The following is a 19,157-nucleotide window of genomic DNA, read 5'->3' as shown; positions in this document are numbered from 1 at the left end:
ATTAAACATTTAATTAAATATAAATTTATTTACAAAATAAAAATTTATTCAAATTGTATCTAAAAATTTATGAAATATTAATTTTTTAAATTTATCTTTGTTATATTCTTAATAATTATATAATAATATAAGTTATTAAATAGACTTTAATAAAATGGCAGAGATTGATATTAGAAGTATAAAAGATTTTTTAGGTATAGATAGTTTCTATCTAAAGTGTATTATAGGCTTTATAGGATCTTTTTTTTTAACCTTTATATCAATTCCAAAAATTATTAGAGTATCTTATAAAAAAGGGTTAATGGCTAGACCAAAGGAAAGGAGTTCACATTTAAAAGAAACACCAAATCTGGGTGGAATTTCAATCTTCTATTCTGTATCAATAATGTCATCCATTTGTGCATACGAATTATTCTCTTCTTACATCTTTTTATTTTCAGCCATAATTGTACTTTTTTTTATTGGTCTTATGGATGATATATTAGTAGTAGCCCCGAACAAAAAATTTTATGCACAAATCGTTACTGCTCTAATGATTTCTGTAGGGTCTAATGTTAGAATAGGTCATTTTTTTGGAATATTCGGAATAAATTTATTACCTTATTGGTTTAGTATTTTATTTACTGTTCTAATATTCATATTTTTAATAAATGCTTTCAATTTAATTGACGGAATTGATGGTTTAGCCTCGGGTATTGCCATACTGGTTTGTTGCGCTTTTATAATTACATTTTGGAGATTAGGTTCTATTAATTATCCTATGATTGTATTAGCATTAACTATTATAGGAAGCCTTTTAGCTTTCCTTCATTATAATTTTTCTAAAAAATACAAAATCTTTATGGGAGACACAGGATCTATGATTATAGGTTTTTTGCTTTCATTTATGGGGGTTAAATTTCTTAACCTGTTTTTACTTCAATATCCTTTTGGTACACAAGTATATTGGATACAATCCGCTCCTGCAATTGTTATAGCAATATTAATTATTCCAATTATTGATACATTGGGTGTATTTATGATTAGAATCTATAAAAGACGTTCCCCCTTTAAAGCAGATAAAAATCACATGCACCATAGGTATCTTCGTTTAGGTTTGTCTCACAAACAAGTATCATTATGTATGGTGGCAGAAAATGTTATTATTATACTTGTAGCATATTTTTTAAGACATATAAATGTTCATTTATTACTTGTAATTATTTTATCTTTAGGTTTAATATTCTCATTTTTACCTTTATTAATTAAAAATAATAAATCAAATACATGAATAATTTCCCCAAAATATACCTATCTCCTCCCCATATTGATCATTTAGAAATCGAGAACGTAGTCAAAGCTTTAAAAAGCGGCTGGATTTCTCCTTATGGTTCTTATATTCAAGAATTTTCAAGTAAATTATCTCAATATTTCAACAAGAAAGTTTTATTAACTAATAGTGGTACCTCTGCTCTACATTTAGCTCTTAAATTAGCCGAAATTGCAGATGGCGATTATGTATTATGCTCTAATTTCACTTTTGCAGCCACTGCTTTCCCTATTTTATATGAAAAAGCAATTCCTGTATTTATCGGTTCTGAAAAAAGAACGTGGAATATATCGCCAGAATTCCTCCAATATGCGATTGATGATTTAAGGAAAAAACATATTTATCCTAAAGCGCTTATTGTTGCACAAATATATGGTATGCCTGCCGAAATGGACCAAATAATTAATATTTGTAAAAATAATAACATAATTGTCATTGAAGATGCTGCTGAAGCTTTAGGTTCTTCCTATCATAATATTCCTGTAGGAGCATTGGGTGATTATGGAATTTTATCTTTTAATGGAAATAAAATAATAACAACCTCACAAGGGGGAACACTTATTCTTCCAAATGAAAAAAAATATAAATATGCTGAAAAGTTAGCTTCTCAAGCAAAAGAAAAGGCTGACTATTATAAGCATAACGAAATAGGCTATAATTATGCTTCTAGCAATATTCTTGCAGCACTAGGAAGCATACAATTCGATAAGTTAAATAAAAAAATAAATAAACGAAGAAAAATTTTTAATTTTTATCTTACGAAATTTAAAGATAAATTCGATGTTGAATACCAAATGGAAATTGAGAATAGCATCGCCAATAGATGGTTAAGCACATTTATATTTCCCGCATCATTAAACAAAAAAATTAAAAGTTCTCTCGAAAAAAACAATATTGAATCAAGATATCTTTGGAATCCATTAAATAAACAAAAAGTGTTTAAGGATTTTCCATATTTCGGTAATTCTCTTTTTGAAAATAAATTATTTAATAACGGATTATGTCTCCCTTCCGGAGATAATTTAAAAGAAATCGATTTAGATAAAATTTTAGCAGTTATTGAAAAAAATATTTAGTTAAAACAATGCCTAATAAAGAAGATATTATTAAAATTAAAAATAAAGAAATTTCTTTTGAAGAGTTATTCAGTAAAAACATAGATTATTCATTTAAACAATTTAATTATTTAGATGATAAAATTATATTTGTGACTGGCGGTGGCGGATCTATAGGATGTATATTAATAAAACGCTTGTTGGAACAAGGAAGTAAAAAAATAATTGTTTTAGATCATTCAGAATATGCTATTTTCAAACTTAAACTAAAGTTCAAAAATGAAATCGATAACAAAAGACTATATCTTTTTTTAGGAGATATCAGAAATATCGATACAATTAAAAAAATTTTTTCAAAATTTCCAATTCAAATTGTTTACCACACAGCAGCCTATAAGCATATAGATATTTTAGAAAGCAACTATGAAGAATCAATCTCTGTAAATATAAACGGATCTTTAAATTTATTGAAGGAAGCTTCACGATATAACAGCATTGAGCAGTTTATATTTGTTTCCACTGATAAAGCGGTAAAACCTATAAGTAATATGGGCATATCAAAAAGAATAACTGAATTATATCTTTTAAAAGAAATATTTCAGAATAAAAATACTAGAAATATAAAAATTAAAATTATACGATTCGGAAATGTTTTTAATAGTAGTGGTTCGGTTTTTACCATTTTTAAATACCAAATCGAAAATAAATTGCCTATAACCATTACAAGTAAAAATATGAAAAGATATTTTATTTCTAAATATGAAGCTTCAATAGGAATGCTTGAAATAACAGCTCCCATTAATCATTCAGGTATATATATATTAGATATGGGAAAATCATTAAATATTGACAACCTTTTAAAAAAATTAATAAAAAAATTAGTTCTCAATTTTACACCGAAAATTACATATTTAGAAGAAATACCAAAATTTGAAAAATTAGAAGAAATATTATATTTTCCTTTTGAAAAAATAGAAAATAATATTTTTAATTACAAAAAAATAGATTTAATCAATTACAATATGAGAAAAATAGAAACTGAAATCATTAATCTTATGCTACTATTAAAAAAATAATTATTTTTGCAATTTAATTTATAATAATGAAATTATATAAATCAATTTTTCTTGTTTCTTTCACTTTATTATTTTTGTGTTCTTGCATTGGTGTAAAGGATTTAAAGTATCTTCAACCAAGTGAGAATTTACAATTTAATGAATATGGTCTTATACCTGTAATTTATGAAAACTACCGAGTTAAAAAAGATGATATTTTAGCTATGACTCTTATCACATCAGATAAAAACGCATCAAAATTTTTATCTGAAGAAAATACATCTGTTTTTAAAGGAGGAACAAATAGCAGTGATGGTAGATTAAGAACCAGCGGATTAATCGTGGATGCTAATGGTTATATTTCAATATACGGTCTAGGAGAATTTTACGTTTACGGGTTAACATTATCCGAAATTACAGATTTAGTTCAGGCAAAATTAAATGAAGTTCTCTATAATGAAGGAAAAGCAGAAGTTAGGATGAACATAGGAGCTATAAAATATTATATGGTAGGAGAAATAAATTCACCAGGCGAAAAAACAGAATTATCCAATAGAGTTGATTTATTACAAGCCATAGCTAAATCCGGAGATTTAACAAAATTTGCAGATCGACGTCATATAAGAATCATTAGAGAGTATCCTGAAGGAAAAAAGAATATAGTACTTGATGTAACACGTGATGATATTCTTAATTCACCTTATTTTTATTTACAATCGGGAGATCAAGTAATTATAGACCCATTAAAAGAAAAAATATCTGGTTTAGGAGGAGGTACCACAATTGGGGATGTGACACAATTTTTATCTGTAGGAATTCAAGCAATAACTACGTATTTATTTTTTAAAACCTTATAGTAATTCTTAATATCGGAACATGCATACCTCTAACTTGCAAAGTATAAATCAAAATAAAAATCAAAAAAATAAAAATTCTGATTTCCTGGAAAATAACTTTTTTAGTTTTGAAAGGTTCATCCGAAGACTTATAAAAAATTGGTATTGGTTTTTGATAGCTTTCATATTTGGATGGACCATAGCTTTTCTGGTAAATCGATTTTCAGACAGATTTTTTCAGTCTTCCACGACTGTAAGTATCTCATCCGGAACATCAAGTGTATTAGCGCCTAACCAATCTATAAATTTCATATGGGGAGGTAATAATGGCGCCACTCAAGGAATATATTATAAGAAATTATTATCATCAAGAACACATAATGAAAATCTCGTTAAATCACTTGATTTATATATTAATTATTATTTAAAAGGGAATATTAAAACAACTGAAATTGATTATGTAGATATTCCTTATAAAATTGTAATTGATACAAACTATGCCCAAGCCTTATATACAGATGTTAAGGTTGATGTGCTTCCTAATAAAAAATTTAAACTTACCTTTCCCGATAATTTAAATGAAAATTGTTTCCTTTACACTAATGAAAGTTATTATGCTAGAAAAGATAAATATAAAAAAGAACTTATCGTACCTTTAAATACTTGGATAAAAACAAATAATTTAAAATTCAAATTCGTAAAGAATAATGAATATGAAGGAAGATTTGGAGATAATGTAACTGACCTCAGCTTTTATTTTTATTTATCAACTATTAACAATGCTGTATCCAAGATAAAATCATTAGTTTCAATCGATTTTGATAAAGATTTACCTTCAATAATGATAATTACTAAGAAAGGATTAAGTTTAAATGGAACGATAAATTTTTTAAATAAATCTGTAGATGATTTGATTAAGAAAAGACTGGATGATAAAAATAAAGTTAATCTAAATACTATTGAATTTATTAAGAATCAACTTATAATAACTAAAAGAAAATTAGATAGTGCCACAGCTATTTTTCAAAGAGTTCAGCTCGATAATAAAATATTTTCAAAAGCCGATGTAAGTACTACTGTTTTATTATCCAAAATACAATCACTTGATATTCAAAGAGAAGAACTAAAATCAAAAATAGAAGCAGTAAATCAGTTAAAAAAATCAACATTTAATAAAAATTTCTATTTAGATGGAGACATATTAGGTATTTCAGATAAAAATTTAGATGAATTAATCCAAAATGTACAATCATTTGAACAGGAAAAAAAGGATTTATTATTAATTTATAGAGAAAATTCAGAGCCTATTAGTGAAATAAATTATAAAATTAATAATGCTAAAAATAAAGTCGCATCAATTTTAGACAATTCATCTAAAGATCTTTTTAATAACTTAAAAAATGTTAATAACCAAATAAGTAATTTGGAGCTTGATATAGAAACCCTTCCGGAAAAAGAACGGCTATTTGTTAATGCTCAAAGAGGATATTTATTAAATGACGGAATTTACAACACTCTTTTAGATAAACTATCTGAAGCAGAAATGAGAAAAGCTACAACTATATCTGATATTACCGTATTAGATAAAGCTAAGAACACAGGACAGGCACCAATAACTCCAAATATTAAGCAAAACAAATATAAATTTATAGGAATCTCATTAGTTATTCCATTAATTCTTTTATTTTTAATTGAATTATTAGATAACAAAATAAAATTAATTTCAGATTTAAAATCTATTACGAAAATTCCAATTATAGGAACTATTGGTCCAAAAAATACTGAAAATAATTTAGCAGTGTTAGCCAGACCAAAATCTAGCATTTCTGAAAGCTTCCGTGCTATTCGATCCAATTTAAGATTCCTATACAATGAAAAAGATATTAAAGGTGGAAAAGTTTTCCTAATAACTTCTTCCATCGGAAGTGAAGGTAAAACATTTATTGCAATTAATTTAGCATCAGTTTTAGCGCTTAGCGGAAAAAGAACCGTTCTAGTTGGAATGGATTTGAGAAAACCTAGAATTTTTGATGATTTTAAAATAAGTAATAAAGTCGGATTATCAGGATATTTATCCGGAGCAAATTCTTTAGATGAGATAATTAAAAAAACTGAATATGATAATTTGGATATTATAACTGCTGGTCCCATTCCCCCCAATCCTGGAGAATTGCTTATTAGTCCCGAAAATGAACAACTTATAAAAATACTAAGAGATCTATACGATTATATTATTATTGATTCTCCTCCTGTAGGCTTGGTTATTGATGCATATGATTTAATCTCGCTTTCAGATGCGAGAATATATGTCACCAGATGTAACTATACTTATAAGCAACTGTTAAAAGGAATTAATGAAAAATATAATAATGATGAAGTAAGTCACATTGGTATTATATTTAATGATTATGTCAATCCTGGAGGATATGGTTATGGGTATGGATATGGATATGGATACGGGTATGGATATGGATATGGATATTTTGAAGAAGACGAAAGTTATGACAATTCATTAATATCGAGGATAAAACGTTTATTTAAAAAATAATTAATATGAAATAAGGTTGGAAATAATTCCAACCTTTATTATAAATTATAATTTTATTACAAAAAATAATTGAAACAACTTATAATAATTGGTGGTGGAGCTGCCGGATTTTTTTTAGCATCAAATGTTAAATCAAGTAAATGGAAAATTCTAATCTTAGAACAAGCTAAAAACCCATTACAGAAATTAAAAATATCGGGAGGGGGAAGGTGTAATTTAACACACGCTTGCTTTTCAGCAAAAAAACTTGTAAAATATTATCCAAGAGGATCTAAAGAATTGATTAGTGTATTTAATCATTTTCAGCCCTCTGACACATTTGAATGGTTTTCACAAAAAGGTGTTGATTTAAAAATTGAAAGCGATCATAGAGTTTTCCCTCAATCAGATTCATCACAAACTATTATTGATACTTTTCTTCAAGAAACTCAAAAAAATAATATTGAAATTAATTACAATTCGAAAGTTATTAACATTAAAAATATTAACAATAAATTTGAAATTGCTACGACTGAAAATAAATTTTTTGCCGATGCATTAGTTATAGCAACAGGAAGTTCTCAGAAAATGTGGGATATTATACATCATCAATTGGGTCATAATATTATTAAACCCGTTCCAAGTTTATTTACTTTTTTATGCAGTGATAAATTACTGAGCAATTTACAAGGAATTTCTTTTCCAGAAGCTGAAATACATATTCCTTCTTTGAAGATAAAAGAATTTGGTCCTATATTAATTACTCATTGGGGGTTGAGCGGTCCTGCGGTTTTAAAATTATCTTCATGGAGTGCTAGAGAACTTTTCAAACTAGACTATAAATTCATTTTACGAATTAATTGGATATCAGAAACATTTGATCGGGTAAGAGAAGAATTATTTATCGAAAAGATAAAGAATTCTAAAAAATCAATATATGCATTAAAAATATATAATTTAACACAACGATTTTGGAATAATCTACTTTACAGTCTTCAAATTAAAGATAAAAAATTAGCCGACCTAAGTAAAAAAGATATTAATAAAATAGCAGAAGCTCTAACTAACACACAATTACAAATAAATGGAAAAAATACTCATAAAGATGAATTTGTTACTGCTGGAGGTGTAGATTTAAAAGAAATAGATTTTCGTACTATGCAATCTAAACTAATACCTAATTTATATTTTGCCGGAGAAGTATTAAATATCGATGCTCTGACTGGAGGTTTTAATTTTCAGGCATGCTGGAGTGAAGCTTATATCATAAGTCAATATATTAATTCAAATTAAACTGTATTTTATAATTGTTCTTTATTGTTTAAATTAAATTGCCAAATCATTAAATGAAATTATAAATTTAAATTAACAATAGCTCAATATTATTTAATATAAACATTTTATATATTAATTTACTTAGCATTATAATTTATGGTTTCTAATAATAATAAATTTAATGTCATCTCAAAATACTCTTAAGTCAATTATTTTATATTAAAAACAATTAACAATTATATATTTTTTTATCTATATACTCTTTATTTTTGTATTTAATATATTTAACTCATTACTCATGAAACTAATTTATATTATAATAAATCTATTTATTTTAAAACTATCTTTTTCACAACAAATAAATTATGAAAAAATAAAAGAAACTGTTAACGATATAAATTCTCCTTACTATTATGAAAATATAATTTCTGACTTTCTAAATAAACCTTTAGATCTACAACAAGACCATATAAAATCATATTATCTTTACTATGGAAAATTATATTCTTCTTATTATACTAAAAATTTTGAATTTAGTAAAAAATATTTAAAATTCATGAAACTAATAGCATCAAAAAAATATAATAAAGCTCTTATTTTAGGTGAAGAATTTCTGAAAAATGATCCAATTAATCTTACCATAATACTCAATCTTATTATATGTTACAATGAAGAAAAAAATGAAAATGTAGGAAGGCTGACTATACTAAAAAATCAAGCTGAATTTTTAATGAAAGCAATCGCTGATTATGGTGATGGTAGAAATAAAGAAACAGCATTTAAAGTAATTTCTACTGGCGATGAATATGCACTTTTAAATTATATAGGAATAAATATTGAAAAGTATACAAGAAATTCCGAGATAAAAAACAATAATTCAGTTTTGGATATATGGTCTAAAGATATAAAGTATCAAAAAGATAAGAGAAATGAAGTATACATAGAAGTAATTTATAATGTTGCTCCTAAAATTAAATAAGAATAAAATCAATGTTTAAAATATTTTTGTTTATAAAATTTATGAGCAAATAGCTTATATTTACAAAAAACAATATTTATGATAGTCCACGATTTCAGTAAAACTAAATCTATATTAAATCAATTTGTTGGAGAATTAAGAGACGTAGTTATTCAGAAGGATAGAATGAGGTTTAGAAAAAATTTAGAGCGAATAGGTGAAATTTTAGGTTATGAGCTTAGTAAAACCTTAGAATATCAAACTGTAAATATTAACTCGCCATTGGGAATAAAACCTACAGAATTATTAATTCAACAACCTGTTTTATGCACTATTTTGCGTGCGGGACTACCTTTGCATCAAGGAATGATGAATTTTTTTGATCAGGCTGAAACAACTTTTGTATCTGCATTTAGACATCATCCGAATAGTAATAAAGAATTTGAGATTGTGGTTGAATATTTAGCAACCCCCTCATTACAAGATAAAATCTTAATAATATCCGATCCTATGTTGGCTACGGGTGAATCTTTAGCAAATGTATACGAAGTTTTATTAAGTCAAGGTAAACCTCAAAAAGTTCACATCGTTGCAGCTATTGGTTCCAAACCAGGAATAGAATACATAAAAACCAAGTTACCTGAAAATTCAGAATTATGGATTGCTTCAGTTGATAACGAACTAAATGAAAATCAATACATTGTACCTGGATTAGGAGATGCCGGAGATTTAGCATTTGGAAAAAAATTATCTAAATGATTTTTTACAAGCATTTCATTTTCTCTTATACAATTTATGTAATTAAACAGATATAAAAAAAGAGTAATGTTAAATTTAACTTACTCTTTTTCTGATTAAAAAATTTATTAATTAACTTAACTAAAAAAATAAAAATATCTTGTAAACTTTCAAAAATTACTTTTTGAAATATTCTTCTTCATAATCACATATACGTTGAACTTTAGGCGCAGAACCACCACCGCTGAACTCTGATTCCAACCAAGTATTCAACAAACTTTTCGCAAGTTCGTGTCCAATAACTCGCTCACCAAAACAGATAATTTGTGCATTATTACTTTTTCTAGCTCTTTCTGCAGAAAAAGGATCATGACAAACTGCTGCTCTTACACCTGGTATTTTATTGGCAGTAATTGCCATTCCAATGCCAGTGCCACAAGTTAATACAGCCCTTTCAAATTCTCCCGCTGCTACAGCCTTTGCTACTTTTGCAGCAACATCCGGATATAAAACAACTTCACCCTTCTCCGCACCATAATCTGTCACTTCATATCCCAATTTTTCTAAGTGATCTTTTAATACAATTTTTAAAGCGTAGGCAGCCTCATCGCATCCTATTGCTATTTTTTTCTTATCCATAATTTTGTTGGTGTTTAGTTTAAAACCTTATTAAGATTTCTTTAACAAAGATAAGTACAAAATAACAGTTTACCAATAAAAATTTAATTTTTGATGCATAATAATTAAATAATTGGAAGGAAAACATTTATCTAAATCACTCTAATAAATTAAATTTCATATACATATAAAGTAATTATCAATGTAAATATGCAGATGTGACTAAGAAAAAGAATGTATTAAAACACTCTTAAAATAATCTTAAAATTATTATAATAATATTTATATCATTTAAATAAATAATGTAAATTCATAATAATTATCATTCTATAAAATAAATTATAAAAGCAGTATTAATAATTATTTTTGCAGTATGATAAATTTAAAAAAATCTAAAGTATATTAACTACAGTTCATCTTTTAAATATTTAGCTGTATAACTATTTTTATTTTTTATTACCTCTTCGGGTATTCCCTGAACTACTATTTTCCCTCCTTTTTCTCCCCCTTCTAAACCTATATCAATTATATAATCTGCAACCTTTATAACATCTAAATTATGTTCAATAATAATAACAGAATTACCAAGATTTACCAAACGATTAATAACCTCCATTAAAATTCTTATATCTTCAAAATGTAACCCTGTAGTAGGTTCATCCAAAATATAAATAGTCTTACCGGTTTGCTTTTTACTTAATTCTTTAGCTAATTTGACACGTTGAGCCTCTCCTCCTGATAAAGTGGTGGATTGTTGCCCTAAAGTAATATATCCTAACCCTACATCCTGCAAAGTTTTAATAATATGATGTATTTTTGGAATCGGTTGAAAGAAATCCACTGCTTCGTCAATGGTCATATCTAATACATCGGAAATTGATTTACCTTTATATCTTACCTCTAAAGTCTCTCTATTAAAACGCTTTCCATGACAGGCTTCGCAATGAACATAAATGTCAGGTAAAAAATTCATCTCAATAAGTTTTAGCCCAGATCCTTGACATACTTCACATCTTCCACCTTTTACATTAAATGAAAATCTTCTTAATTTATATCCACGTATCTTAGATTCAGGAAGTTGAGCAAACAAATTCCTTATATCCGTAAATACACCAGTATATGTTGCCGGATTGGAGCGAGGAGTGCGTCCTATTGGAGATTGATCTACATCAACGATTTTATCTAAATATTCAATTCCTTCAATTCTTTTATAAGGAAGTGGCTCCTTCTCAGCACGGTAAAAGTGTTTATTTAATATTGGATATAAGGTATTGGTAATCAAGGAAGATTTCCCGCTTCCCGATACACCGGTTATACATACTAAAGAGCCTAATGGTATATCAAGAGTTACGTTTTTTAAGTTATTTCCTGTGCAACCTATTAATTTTAAGTGATTGCCATTTCCTTTTCTTCTTTCTTTGGGAATTGGGATTTTCAACGTTCCGTTTATATATTTAGCAGTTAAAGTATGAGCCGAAGAAATATTTTCCGGATTTCCTTCCCAAACCACTTCTCCTCCTTCTTTTCCTGCCAATGGTCCCATATCTATCACATAATCCGCATTCAAAATCATATCTTTGTCATGTTCAACTACTATAACCGAATTTCCTAAATCTCGAAGTTTCTTTAATGAATCAATTAATTTTATATTATCTCGTTGGTGTAATCCGATACTGGGCTCATCTAAAATATATAAGACATTTACTAATTGAGAACCAATTTGAGTTGCTAAACGTATTCGTTGAGACTCTCCTCCAGATAAGGTTTGAGAAGGACGATCTAAACTAAGATAATCCAAACCTACATCAAGTAAAAAACCTAATCTTTTTGAAATTTCTTGAAGTAATTCTTTTGCTATAATTTTATTATTCGGAGATAATTTTGTAGGTAAGTTGTCCACCCATTCACTCAATTTTTTTAAAGAGAAATGAGATACCTCAGATATATTTTTATTATCTATTTTAAAAAACAAACTTTCTTTTCTTAAACGAGCTCCTTCGCATACTGGACATACCCCTTCTTCAAAAACTTGTGTTTTAAATTTTTGATTTTCTTCTTCATCTTTACCTTCCGATAGTCGAGTAATATACTCTACAATACCCTCGAAATTGACTTTATACGTTTTTTTTATCTGCGCATAATCTAAATCCAATGTTATCTTATCATTTACTCCATGTAAGATTTCATCTTTGGTTTGTTCTGAAAGCTTTTTCCATGGTGTAGACATTTTAAATCCATTCTTTTTTATGATAATTTCTATTTGAGACAAAAGCCATCCTGTATGACTTAGTTCTTCAAAAATGGGAAATACGTTTTTATCAAACGAAAGATTAGGATTAGGTATAAGTTTATTTAAATTGATTTCTTTTACCTTACCTAAGCCATTGCAATGCTCACAAGCTCCTTTAGGTGAATTAAATGAAAAACTATTGGGTTCCGGCATCTGATAAGAGATACCTGTACTTGGACACATGAGATTACGACTGAAATATTTGCCTTGCTCCTCCCCTTGCTTTAAAAGCATAATAGTTCCTTCCCCATATTGCATAGCTAATCGGATAGACTGTAATATACGTTGCGTATTTTCCTTACTATCTATTATTAATTTATCTATTACAACTTCAATATCATGAATTTTATATCGATCCAGCTTCATATCCTGCACTATATCTAACAGCTGACCATCTACTCTTACCTGTAAGAAACCTTTTTTAGCCAAACTGGCGAATAATTCCCTGTAATGTCCTTTACGTGATCGAATTAGGGGAGCCAATAGTAAAACCTTTTCTTCTGGAAAATCTTTATAGATTAAATCTATAATTTGATTTTCAGAATATTTAACCATTTTATCTCCTGTATTATATGAATACGCATCTGAAGCGCGAGCATACAACAATCGAAAAAAGTCATAAAGTTCAGTTACGGTACCTACCGTGGAACGAGGATTTTTAGAAGTGGTCTTTTGCTCAATAGCAATAACCGGAGATAAACCGTCTATCTTATCTACATCTGGTCTATCTAATGTTCCCAAAAATTGTCGCGCATAGGCTGAAAAAGTTTCAATATAACGCCGTTGGCCTTCAGCATAGATAGTATCAAATGCTAAGGAAGATTTACCGCTACCACTTAAACCGGTGATAACTACCAACTTATTTCTGGGAATTTTAAGTGACACATCCTTAAGGTTGTGTTCTCTTGCTCCATAAATTTTAATATAATCCTGATTCATTATAAGTTATATCAACCTAATTAATTTATTGACTTAAACTAAAGTAGTGGGCAAAGATATGAAAAAATGACTCTTTTTATTTAAATCTATAATTATTATCCTTTTACAACACAAATAATCATACCAAATCTTTTCTTACTTAGTAATCTTATAAAAATATCATGTTAAGGTGATAAGTTTTATTCATTCAATCTTTTAAATAAAAATAGCTTTACTTAAACCACCTTACACATATTATAATTGATACATATTTTCATTAATTAATAAGAAATGAGATCATAGTGACATTTGTATTTAAAAGTTTATTAAAATTATTATCCGAATGGCATTTGTATAAAAGAGAAGGGAGTTAAAGTTTTAATAAAATTCATAAATAAAGGAACTGGCTTATACTTATTTAACGTATTTTTGCAGGTTTTAAAATAAATTGATAATCATGATAGATTACATTTTCGATATTATTCGGCAGATTCGTTTCGTGGAGATTATTGAATTTATAGGAACATTTGCATTTGCCATAAGTGGCGTTCGAGGTGCTGCTACAAAAAAATGCGATTGGTTCGGAGCATTTGTCCTAGGTTTTGTAACTGCAGTAGGTGGCGGTACTTTTCGCGATTTATTATTAGGAGTTACGCCTTTTTGGATGATGAACAGCATCTATGTTTGGTGTACTTTATCCTCTTTATTATTTTATATTTTTTTACGCGAGCATCTTAATCATTTAAATCGTTTCTTTTTCTGGAGTGATAGTATCGGACTTGGATTATTTGTGGTTGTAGGAGCCGAAAAAGCTATGATATTAGGATATGATTCCTGGGTAATCGTTACCATGGGAACCATTACTGCTGTACTTGGCGGAGTTATTCGTGACATTCTTTTGAACAAAGTGCCTTTAATTTTTAAACGAGAAATTTATGCTTCTCCTTGTATTGTGGGCGGAATATTTTTCGTAACACTACAGTTTTTTAATCTTAATTTGCCTCTTATAAGTGCAATAACTATAGGCATTGTAACTTTTTTGAGATATGTAGCTGTGAAATGGGATCTACAAATTCCAAAACTTAAAAGTGAAAAAAGTAATTAGAATTTTTCATTTTTTATAAAATATAAATAGCTTTAAAAAATTTTTGAATTTTATTCAGTTACGGAAAAAAATATAATAATATAAAAAAAGGAGTTTGTTAACTCCCTTTTTTAATATCCGATTGTAAATCTTTGTTGATGATGTTTTGGATTTTCAAGCTCATCTACCATTGCTTTAGCATAATCTTGAACAGAAATTTTACTATTTCCCTGATCGTCAGCAATAATTGTATCTAAGCCCAAACGATATTTTCCGGTTCTTTCCCCAGGCTCAATTGTTCCTGCCGGTGAAAAGAATACCCAATCCAAATCTTTTTCCGGTAAAAATTGATCTTTTAGCACTAATGCCAATGCCTTTACACCTGGTAAAATTTCATTAGGGATAACACCTGTATCAACAACAGTTTTTCCCGGAGCAACTAATAAGCTTCCTGCTCCTCCCACTGCTTGTAATCTTTTAATACCTGCTTTTTTTACGGCTTCAATAATAGAATGATAACCTTTTAACGTGTCATCGTAAATATTAGGGTTTGTCCAACCTGGATTATAAGCGCTTATGACAGCATCATTATTTTTTAATACTTCTGCTAATTTATCCGTATCAAAAATATCAGCGCTAACTACTTTTAAATTTTTATTATCGTTCTTAATTTTATCTGCAGAACGAACGATTGCTGTTACTTCATAACCTCTATTAAGCAATTCGGTTGTTAACTCTGAGCCTATAAATCCTGAAGCTCCTATTAATGCTACTTTTTTCATTATTTGTAAATTATATTAAAATTATTTTTTTATGTATCATATTATATAAATAACTTATGAAGAATGATATTTTATCAAAATTTCATACTAAAATCCTGAAGGGACACCCCCTCAAGTTTTTTAATAATCACCTCCTCAATAGATTGATTTAAATCAGTTATGTTTTGATTTATTTTTTTCCCTACACAACATTTCGGATTAGGAGAAGGTAATAGTTTGCCTAATAATGTTTGTTTATAAATACTTGAATAGATATCAGATAATACAATGTTTTCAGGTGATTTTAGCAATCTACTCCCTCCGTTTTTACCTTCTTTAGTTTCAATGAATCCGTATTTTTGCAAATTGGATAATTCGTTTCTTACAAGTACAGGATTTACATTAATACTTCCCGCTATATAGCTAGATGGAAGCCATTGATCTATATTTTTAGCCATTAGAGTAAGTATGTGTAAAGAAACTGTAAAATGACGGTCATTCATTACTGTAATATTTTTAATTACAGTTCAAAGATAGTATTTTTTTTAAAATATTTACATAAAAATAAAATATTTTTATTCTTATAATATATATTAAACAAATTAAGAATTATGATTTTATAAGATTATCTAAATAATTTTAATATATTTTTAATGAAAATTAAAAAATGTATAAATTTATTAATTAGATATTAAGTTTTTTAAATAGGAAAAGAATATATAAAAAAAGAGCTTCTTAGAAAAGCTCTTTTGAAAGGAAAAATATTTTTAAATTATTTTTTAAGAAAACAAGTTTTTAAAACAATGCTTGATCCATCAATTTTACAATCTACCTCATCAGGGTTATCGGTAAGCCTAATACTCTTTACTTTGGTTCCTCTTTTAATAACCATGGAAGAACCCTTCACTTTAAGATCTTTAATTACTGTAACAGCATCTCCATCTTGAAGTTCAGTTCCGTTGCTATCCTTAACTACTGTATTATTTGCGGTTTCATCTCCTGACCATTCATAGAAACAATCGGGACATACATTAGAAGTACCGTCAAAATAAACATTTTCCATTGAACATTTGGGGCACTTTACTACATCTGTCATTATTTTTACATTTAATTGATTAACAAAATTAATTGGCCCACAAATATAACTTTTTTAAACTCGGAGAACAAATATTGAATAAACACTTATTTCCTGAGCTATTTTTATAAGTACTTAAGTAAATTTTTTATCTATATAATCATAATTTATATATAAAGTTTCAGGTGGTGATAAGATTCTTTAAGTCAAAATAAAAAGTTATCTTTGTCTTAATCGGTCAAATTCATTTAGCATGAAAGAAAGAATTGTTGTTAAGATAGGAAGTCAGCTGTTAACCCGTGAAGATGAAACACTTGATATTACACAAATGTCAAACTTAGTTGATCAAATTGCGGAGCTTCATAAAAATAATATGGAAATTATTCTGGTATCTTCAGGAGCAGTAGCATCAGGACGAAATGAAATTAATACCCGAGCTAAGCTAGACAGTATTTCTGCACGTCAATTATATTCTGCGGTTGGACAGGTTAAATTAATTCATAGATATTATGATTTATTCAAACAACATGGTATCCTATGCGGACAAATTTTGGCAACCAAAGAAGACTTCTCTACTCGTCGTCATTATCTTAACCAACGAAATTGTATGAATGTTATGCTAGAAAATAAGGTAATACCAATTGTAAATGAGAACGATGCTATTTCTATAAATGAGCTCATGTTTACCGATAATGACGAATTATCCGGTCTTATCTCTGCAATGATGGATTGTAAAAAACTGATAATCTTAAGTAATATAGATGGAATTTATACCGGCGATCCTTCAGACCCTGAATCTGAGCTTATAAAAGAAATTGATTTTAAAAAGGAAACTATTGAAAAATATATACAGTCTTCAAGATCTACTACCGGGAGAGGAGGCATGATAACTAAATACAATATAGCCCGTAAAGTAGCTGAGGAAGGAATTGAAGTTATCATCGCTAATGGAAGAACTGAAAATATTATATCTTATCTGGTCAATGAAAGAAAAGTTCCTTCCACTCGATTTATTCCTTCTACTAAAGAAATTTCCGGCGTAAAAAAATGGATTGCACATTCTGAAGGTTTTGCAAAAGGAGAAATTCATATCAATGCAGGAGTAAGAGAGGCTTTGATAAATTATAAGGCCGTCAGTATATTGGCAGTTGGTGTAACAAAAATAGTAGGTAATTTTGAAATTGATGATATTGTACGTATTATTGATCACACTGGCAAACAAATTGGAGTTGGACGATCCTCTTATACCAGTAAAGAAGCAAAAGAAATTCTAGGGAAAGCCCATACTAAAGCTCTCATTCATTACGATTATTTATATATTGAAAAATAAAATATGTCTTCCATTTATCAAAATATTTTCTCCTTATCGGCTAAAGCCTCAAAAGAATTACAACTTATTGAGGAAAAAAAGATCACTCAAGTGTTACAAGCACTTGCTAAAGAAACTGAAAATTCGGTTTCTTATATACTTTCCGAAAATAAAAAAGATACGGAGAGAATGCCCTCTAGTGACCCAAAATTTGATCGATTGTTACTTACTCAGGAACGTATCTTCAATATTATTAAAGACATTCGTAATGTGTCCACCCTTCCCTCTCCCATCGGAAAAAAAATGATTGAAAAAAATTTGCCTAATGGTCTTAATTTATCAAAAATATCAGTCCCTTTTGGAGTTATAGGAATTATCTACGAAGCCAGGCCTAATGTGAGTTTTGATGTTTTTTCCCTATGTTTAAAATCCGGTAATGCATGTATATTAAAAGGAGGCTCGGATGCTTACTTTTCCAATTCGGCCATTGTTACCATTATAAAAAAAGTTTTACAAAATGAAAACATCAATCCGAATATATGTACTTTTTTGCCAAATGATCGTTCTTCAACTCTAGCCTTATTACATGCATCAAATTATGTAGATCTCATTATTCCAAGAGGAAGCAAAGGATTGATAAATTTTGTACGTGAAAATTCAAACATTCCGGTTATAGAAACTGGCGCAGGTGTGTGTCATACTTATTTTCATAAAGATGGAAATTTGGACATAGGTAAAAAAATTATTTTCAATGCAAAGACTAGAAAAGTAAGTGTATGTAATTCACTTGATTGCTTACTTATTGATAGTGAAAGAATTAATGATCTTCCTGACTTATGTAAAAAATTGGAAGAAAAAGAAGTAATCCTTTATGCAGATGAATGTTCATATAATGAATTGATTAACTTTTATCCATCAAAATTATTATGTAAAGCAACCCAAGAGAGTTTTGGAACAGAATTTTTGGATTATAAAATGGCAATTAAAACAGTTCATTCGTTAGAAGAAGCCATAGATCATATTACTACTTATGGTTCTAAACATAGTGAAGCCATTATAAGTGAGAATAGAGATTGTATAAATATTTTTGAAAAAATGGTAGATGCTGCTTGTGTTTATGCGAATGCCTCTACTGCTTTTACTGATGGCGCGCAATTTGATATGGGGGCAGAAATAGGAATTAGTACGCAGAAAATGCATGCCCGTGGTCCTATGGGTCTGGAAGAACTCTGCACGCATAAATGGATTGTAGAAGGTAATGGTCAAATACGATCGTAAAAATTTAAATTGAAACAAATTATCCTGTTTTATGAAGCTAAGTGTCAAATAGGTTAAAGCAATCGAAATTA

At 28.2% G+C, this 19,157-nt stretch carries 16 protein-coding genes; 11 read left to right on the top strand and 5 right to left on the bottom strand.

All coding sequences use genetic code 11. The annotated features are described in order from the left end of the window. The first annotated feature begins 154 nt into the window (after positions 1 to 154). From Q0T35_RS08325 to upp, 8 genes are all read left to right on the top strand, one after another. The gene (locus Q0T35_RS08325; protein WP_295842478.1) at positions 155 to 1,270 is read left to right on the top strand and encodes an MraY family glycosyltransferase; all 1,116 of its coding nucleotides are present in this window, start codon (positions 155 to 157) and stop codon (positions 1,268 to 1,270) included. Next, positions 1,267 to 2,385 (top strand): DegT/DnrJ/EryC1/StrS family aminotransferase, encoded by a 1,119-nt coding sequence (locus Q0T35_RS08320; RefSeq protein ID WP_295811110.1) that lies wholly within the window; start codon positions 1,267 to 1,269, stop codon positions 2,383 to 2,385. Before Q0T35_RS08325 ends, Q0T35_RS08320 begins: the two co-directional genes overlap by 4 nt. 8 nt (positions 2,386 to 2,393) lie before the next feature. After that, positions 2,394 to 3,440, top strand: coding sequence for an SDR family NAD(P)-dependent oxidoreductase (locus Q0T35_RS08315; protein WP_293919256.1), 1,047 nt, complete (start codon positions 2,394 to 2,396; stop codon positions 3,438 to 3,440). A gap of 26 nt (positions 3,441 to 3,466) precedes the next feature. Continuing rightward, on the top strand, positions 3,467 to 4,276 hold the full coding sequence (locus Q0T35_RS08310) for a polysaccharide biosynthesis/export family protein (protein WP_293919255.1): 810 nt from the start codon (positions 3,467 to 3,469) through the stop codon (positions 4,274 to 4,276). Between the two features lie 19 nt (positions 4,277 to 4,295). Further along, positions 4,296 to 6,803, top strand: coding sequence for a polysaccharide biosynthesis tyrosine autokinase (locus Q0T35_RS08305; protein WP_295842466.1), 2,508 nt, complete (start codon positions 4,296 to 4,298; stop codon positions 6,801 to 6,803). A 69-nt stretch (positions 6,804 to 6,872) separates the two neighbouring features. Further along, positions 6,873 to 8,075: an NAD(P)/FAD-dependent oxidoreductase gene (locus tag Q0T35_RS08300; RefSeq protein WP_293919348.1), complete on the top strand. Its 1,203-nt coding sequence runs from the start codon at positions 6,873 to 6,875 to the stop codon at positions 8,073 to 8,075. A gap of 280 nt (positions 8,076 to 8,355) precedes the next feature. Continuing rightward, positions 8,356 to 9,036 carry a DUF4919 domain-containing protein gene (locus Q0T35_RS08295; RefSeq protein WP_293919349.1) on the top strand — a complete coding sequence of 227 codons (681 nt, stop codon included), beginning with the start codon at positions 8,356 to 8,358 and terminating at the stop codon, positions 9,034 to 9,036. Between the two features lie 78 nt (positions 9,037 to 9,114). After that, positions 9,115 to 9,774 (top strand): uracil phosphoribosyltransferase, encoded by a 660-nt coding sequence (gene upp, locus Q0T35_RS08290; protein ID WP_293919350.1) that lies wholly within the window; start codon positions 9,115 to 9,117, stop codon positions 9,772 to 9,774. A 156-nt stretch (positions 9,775 to 9,930) separates the two neighbouring features. Here upp and rpiB read toward each other — a convergent pair whose 3' ends face one another. After that, on the bottom strand, positions 9,931 to 10,392 hold the full coding sequence (gene rpiB, locus Q0T35_RS08285; protein WP_293919351.1) for a ribose 5-phosphate isomerase B: 462 nt from the start codon (positions 10,390 to 10,392) through the stop codon (positions 9,931 to 9,933). A 385-nt stretch (positions 10,393 to 10,777) separates the two neighbouring features. Next, on the bottom strand, positions 10,778 to 13,600 hold the full coding sequence (gene uvrA, locus Q0T35_RS08280; RefSeq protein WP_295842429.1) for an excinuclease ABC subunit UvrA: 2,823 nt from the start codon (positions 13,598 to 13,600) through the stop codon (positions 10,778 to 10,780). Positions 13,601 to 14,036: 436 nt separating this feature from the next. On the opposite strand from uvrA, the gene Q0T35_RS08275 reads away from it, so the two are divergent. Continuing rightward, on the top strand, positions 14,037 to 14,684 hold the full coding sequence (locus Q0T35_RS08275; RefSeq protein WP_295811188.1) for a trimeric intracellular cation channel family protein: 648 nt from the start codon (positions 14,037 to 14,039) through the stop codon (positions 14,682 to 14,684). A 110-nt stretch (positions 14,685 to 14,794) separates the two neighbouring features. On the opposite strand, the gene Q0T35_RS08270 is transcribed toward Q0T35_RS08275, so the two are convergent. The 3 genes from Q0T35_RS08270 to Q0T35_RS08260 form a co-directional block, all read right to left on the bottom strand. Beyond that, the gene (locus tag Q0T35_RS08270; protein WP_295842422.1) at positions 14,795 to 15,445 is read right to left on the bottom strand and encodes an NAD(P)-dependent oxidoreductase; all 651 of its coding nucleotides are present in this window, start codon (positions 15,443 to 15,445) and stop codon (positions 14,795 to 14,797) included. A 74-nt stretch (positions 15,446 to 15,519) separates the two neighbouring features. Continuing rightward, positions 15,520 to 15,927 (bottom strand): Rrf2 family transcriptional regulator, encoded by a 408-nt coding sequence (locus Q0T35_RS08265; RefSeq protein ID WP_295811127.1) that lies wholly within the window; start codon positions 15,925 to 15,927, stop codon positions 15,520 to 15,522. A 269-nt stretch (positions 15,928 to 16,196) separates the two neighbouring features. Then, positions 16,197 to 16,520 (bottom strand): zinc ribbon domain-containing protein YjdM, encoded by a 324-nt coding sequence (locus Q0T35_RS08260; RefSeq protein WP_295842410.1) that lies wholly within the window; start codon positions 16,518 to 16,520, stop codon positions 16,197 to 16,199. A 232-nt stretch (positions 16,521 to 16,752) separates the two neighbouring features. Between Q0T35_RS08260 and proB the strand changes: the two genes are divergently transcribed. Both proB and Q0T35_RS08250 read left to right on the top strand, forming a co-directional pair. Further along, positions 16,753 to 17,829 (top strand): glutamate 5-kinase, encoded by a 1,077-nt coding sequence (gene proB / locus Q0T35_RS08255; protein ID WP_295842390.1) that lies wholly within the window; start codon positions 16,753 to 16,755, stop codon positions 17,827 to 17,829. Between the two features lie 3 nt (positions 17,830 to 17,832). Then, on the top strand, positions 17,833 to 19,086 hold the full coding sequence (locus Q0T35_RS08250; RefSeq protein WP_295842373.1) for a glutamate-5-semialdehyde dehydrogenase: 1,254 nt from the start codon (positions 17,833 to 17,835) through the stop codon (positions 19,084 to 19,086). Positions 19,087 to 19,157 lie beyond the last annotated feature (71 nt).

The organism is uncultured Apibacter sp. (genome assembly GCF_946479295.1).
Taxonomy (GTDB): domain Bacteria; phylum Bacteroidota; class Bacteroidia; order Flavobacteriales; family Weeksellaceae; genus Apibacter.
This window is presented reverse-complemented; position numbering and strand designations above follow the sequence as displayed.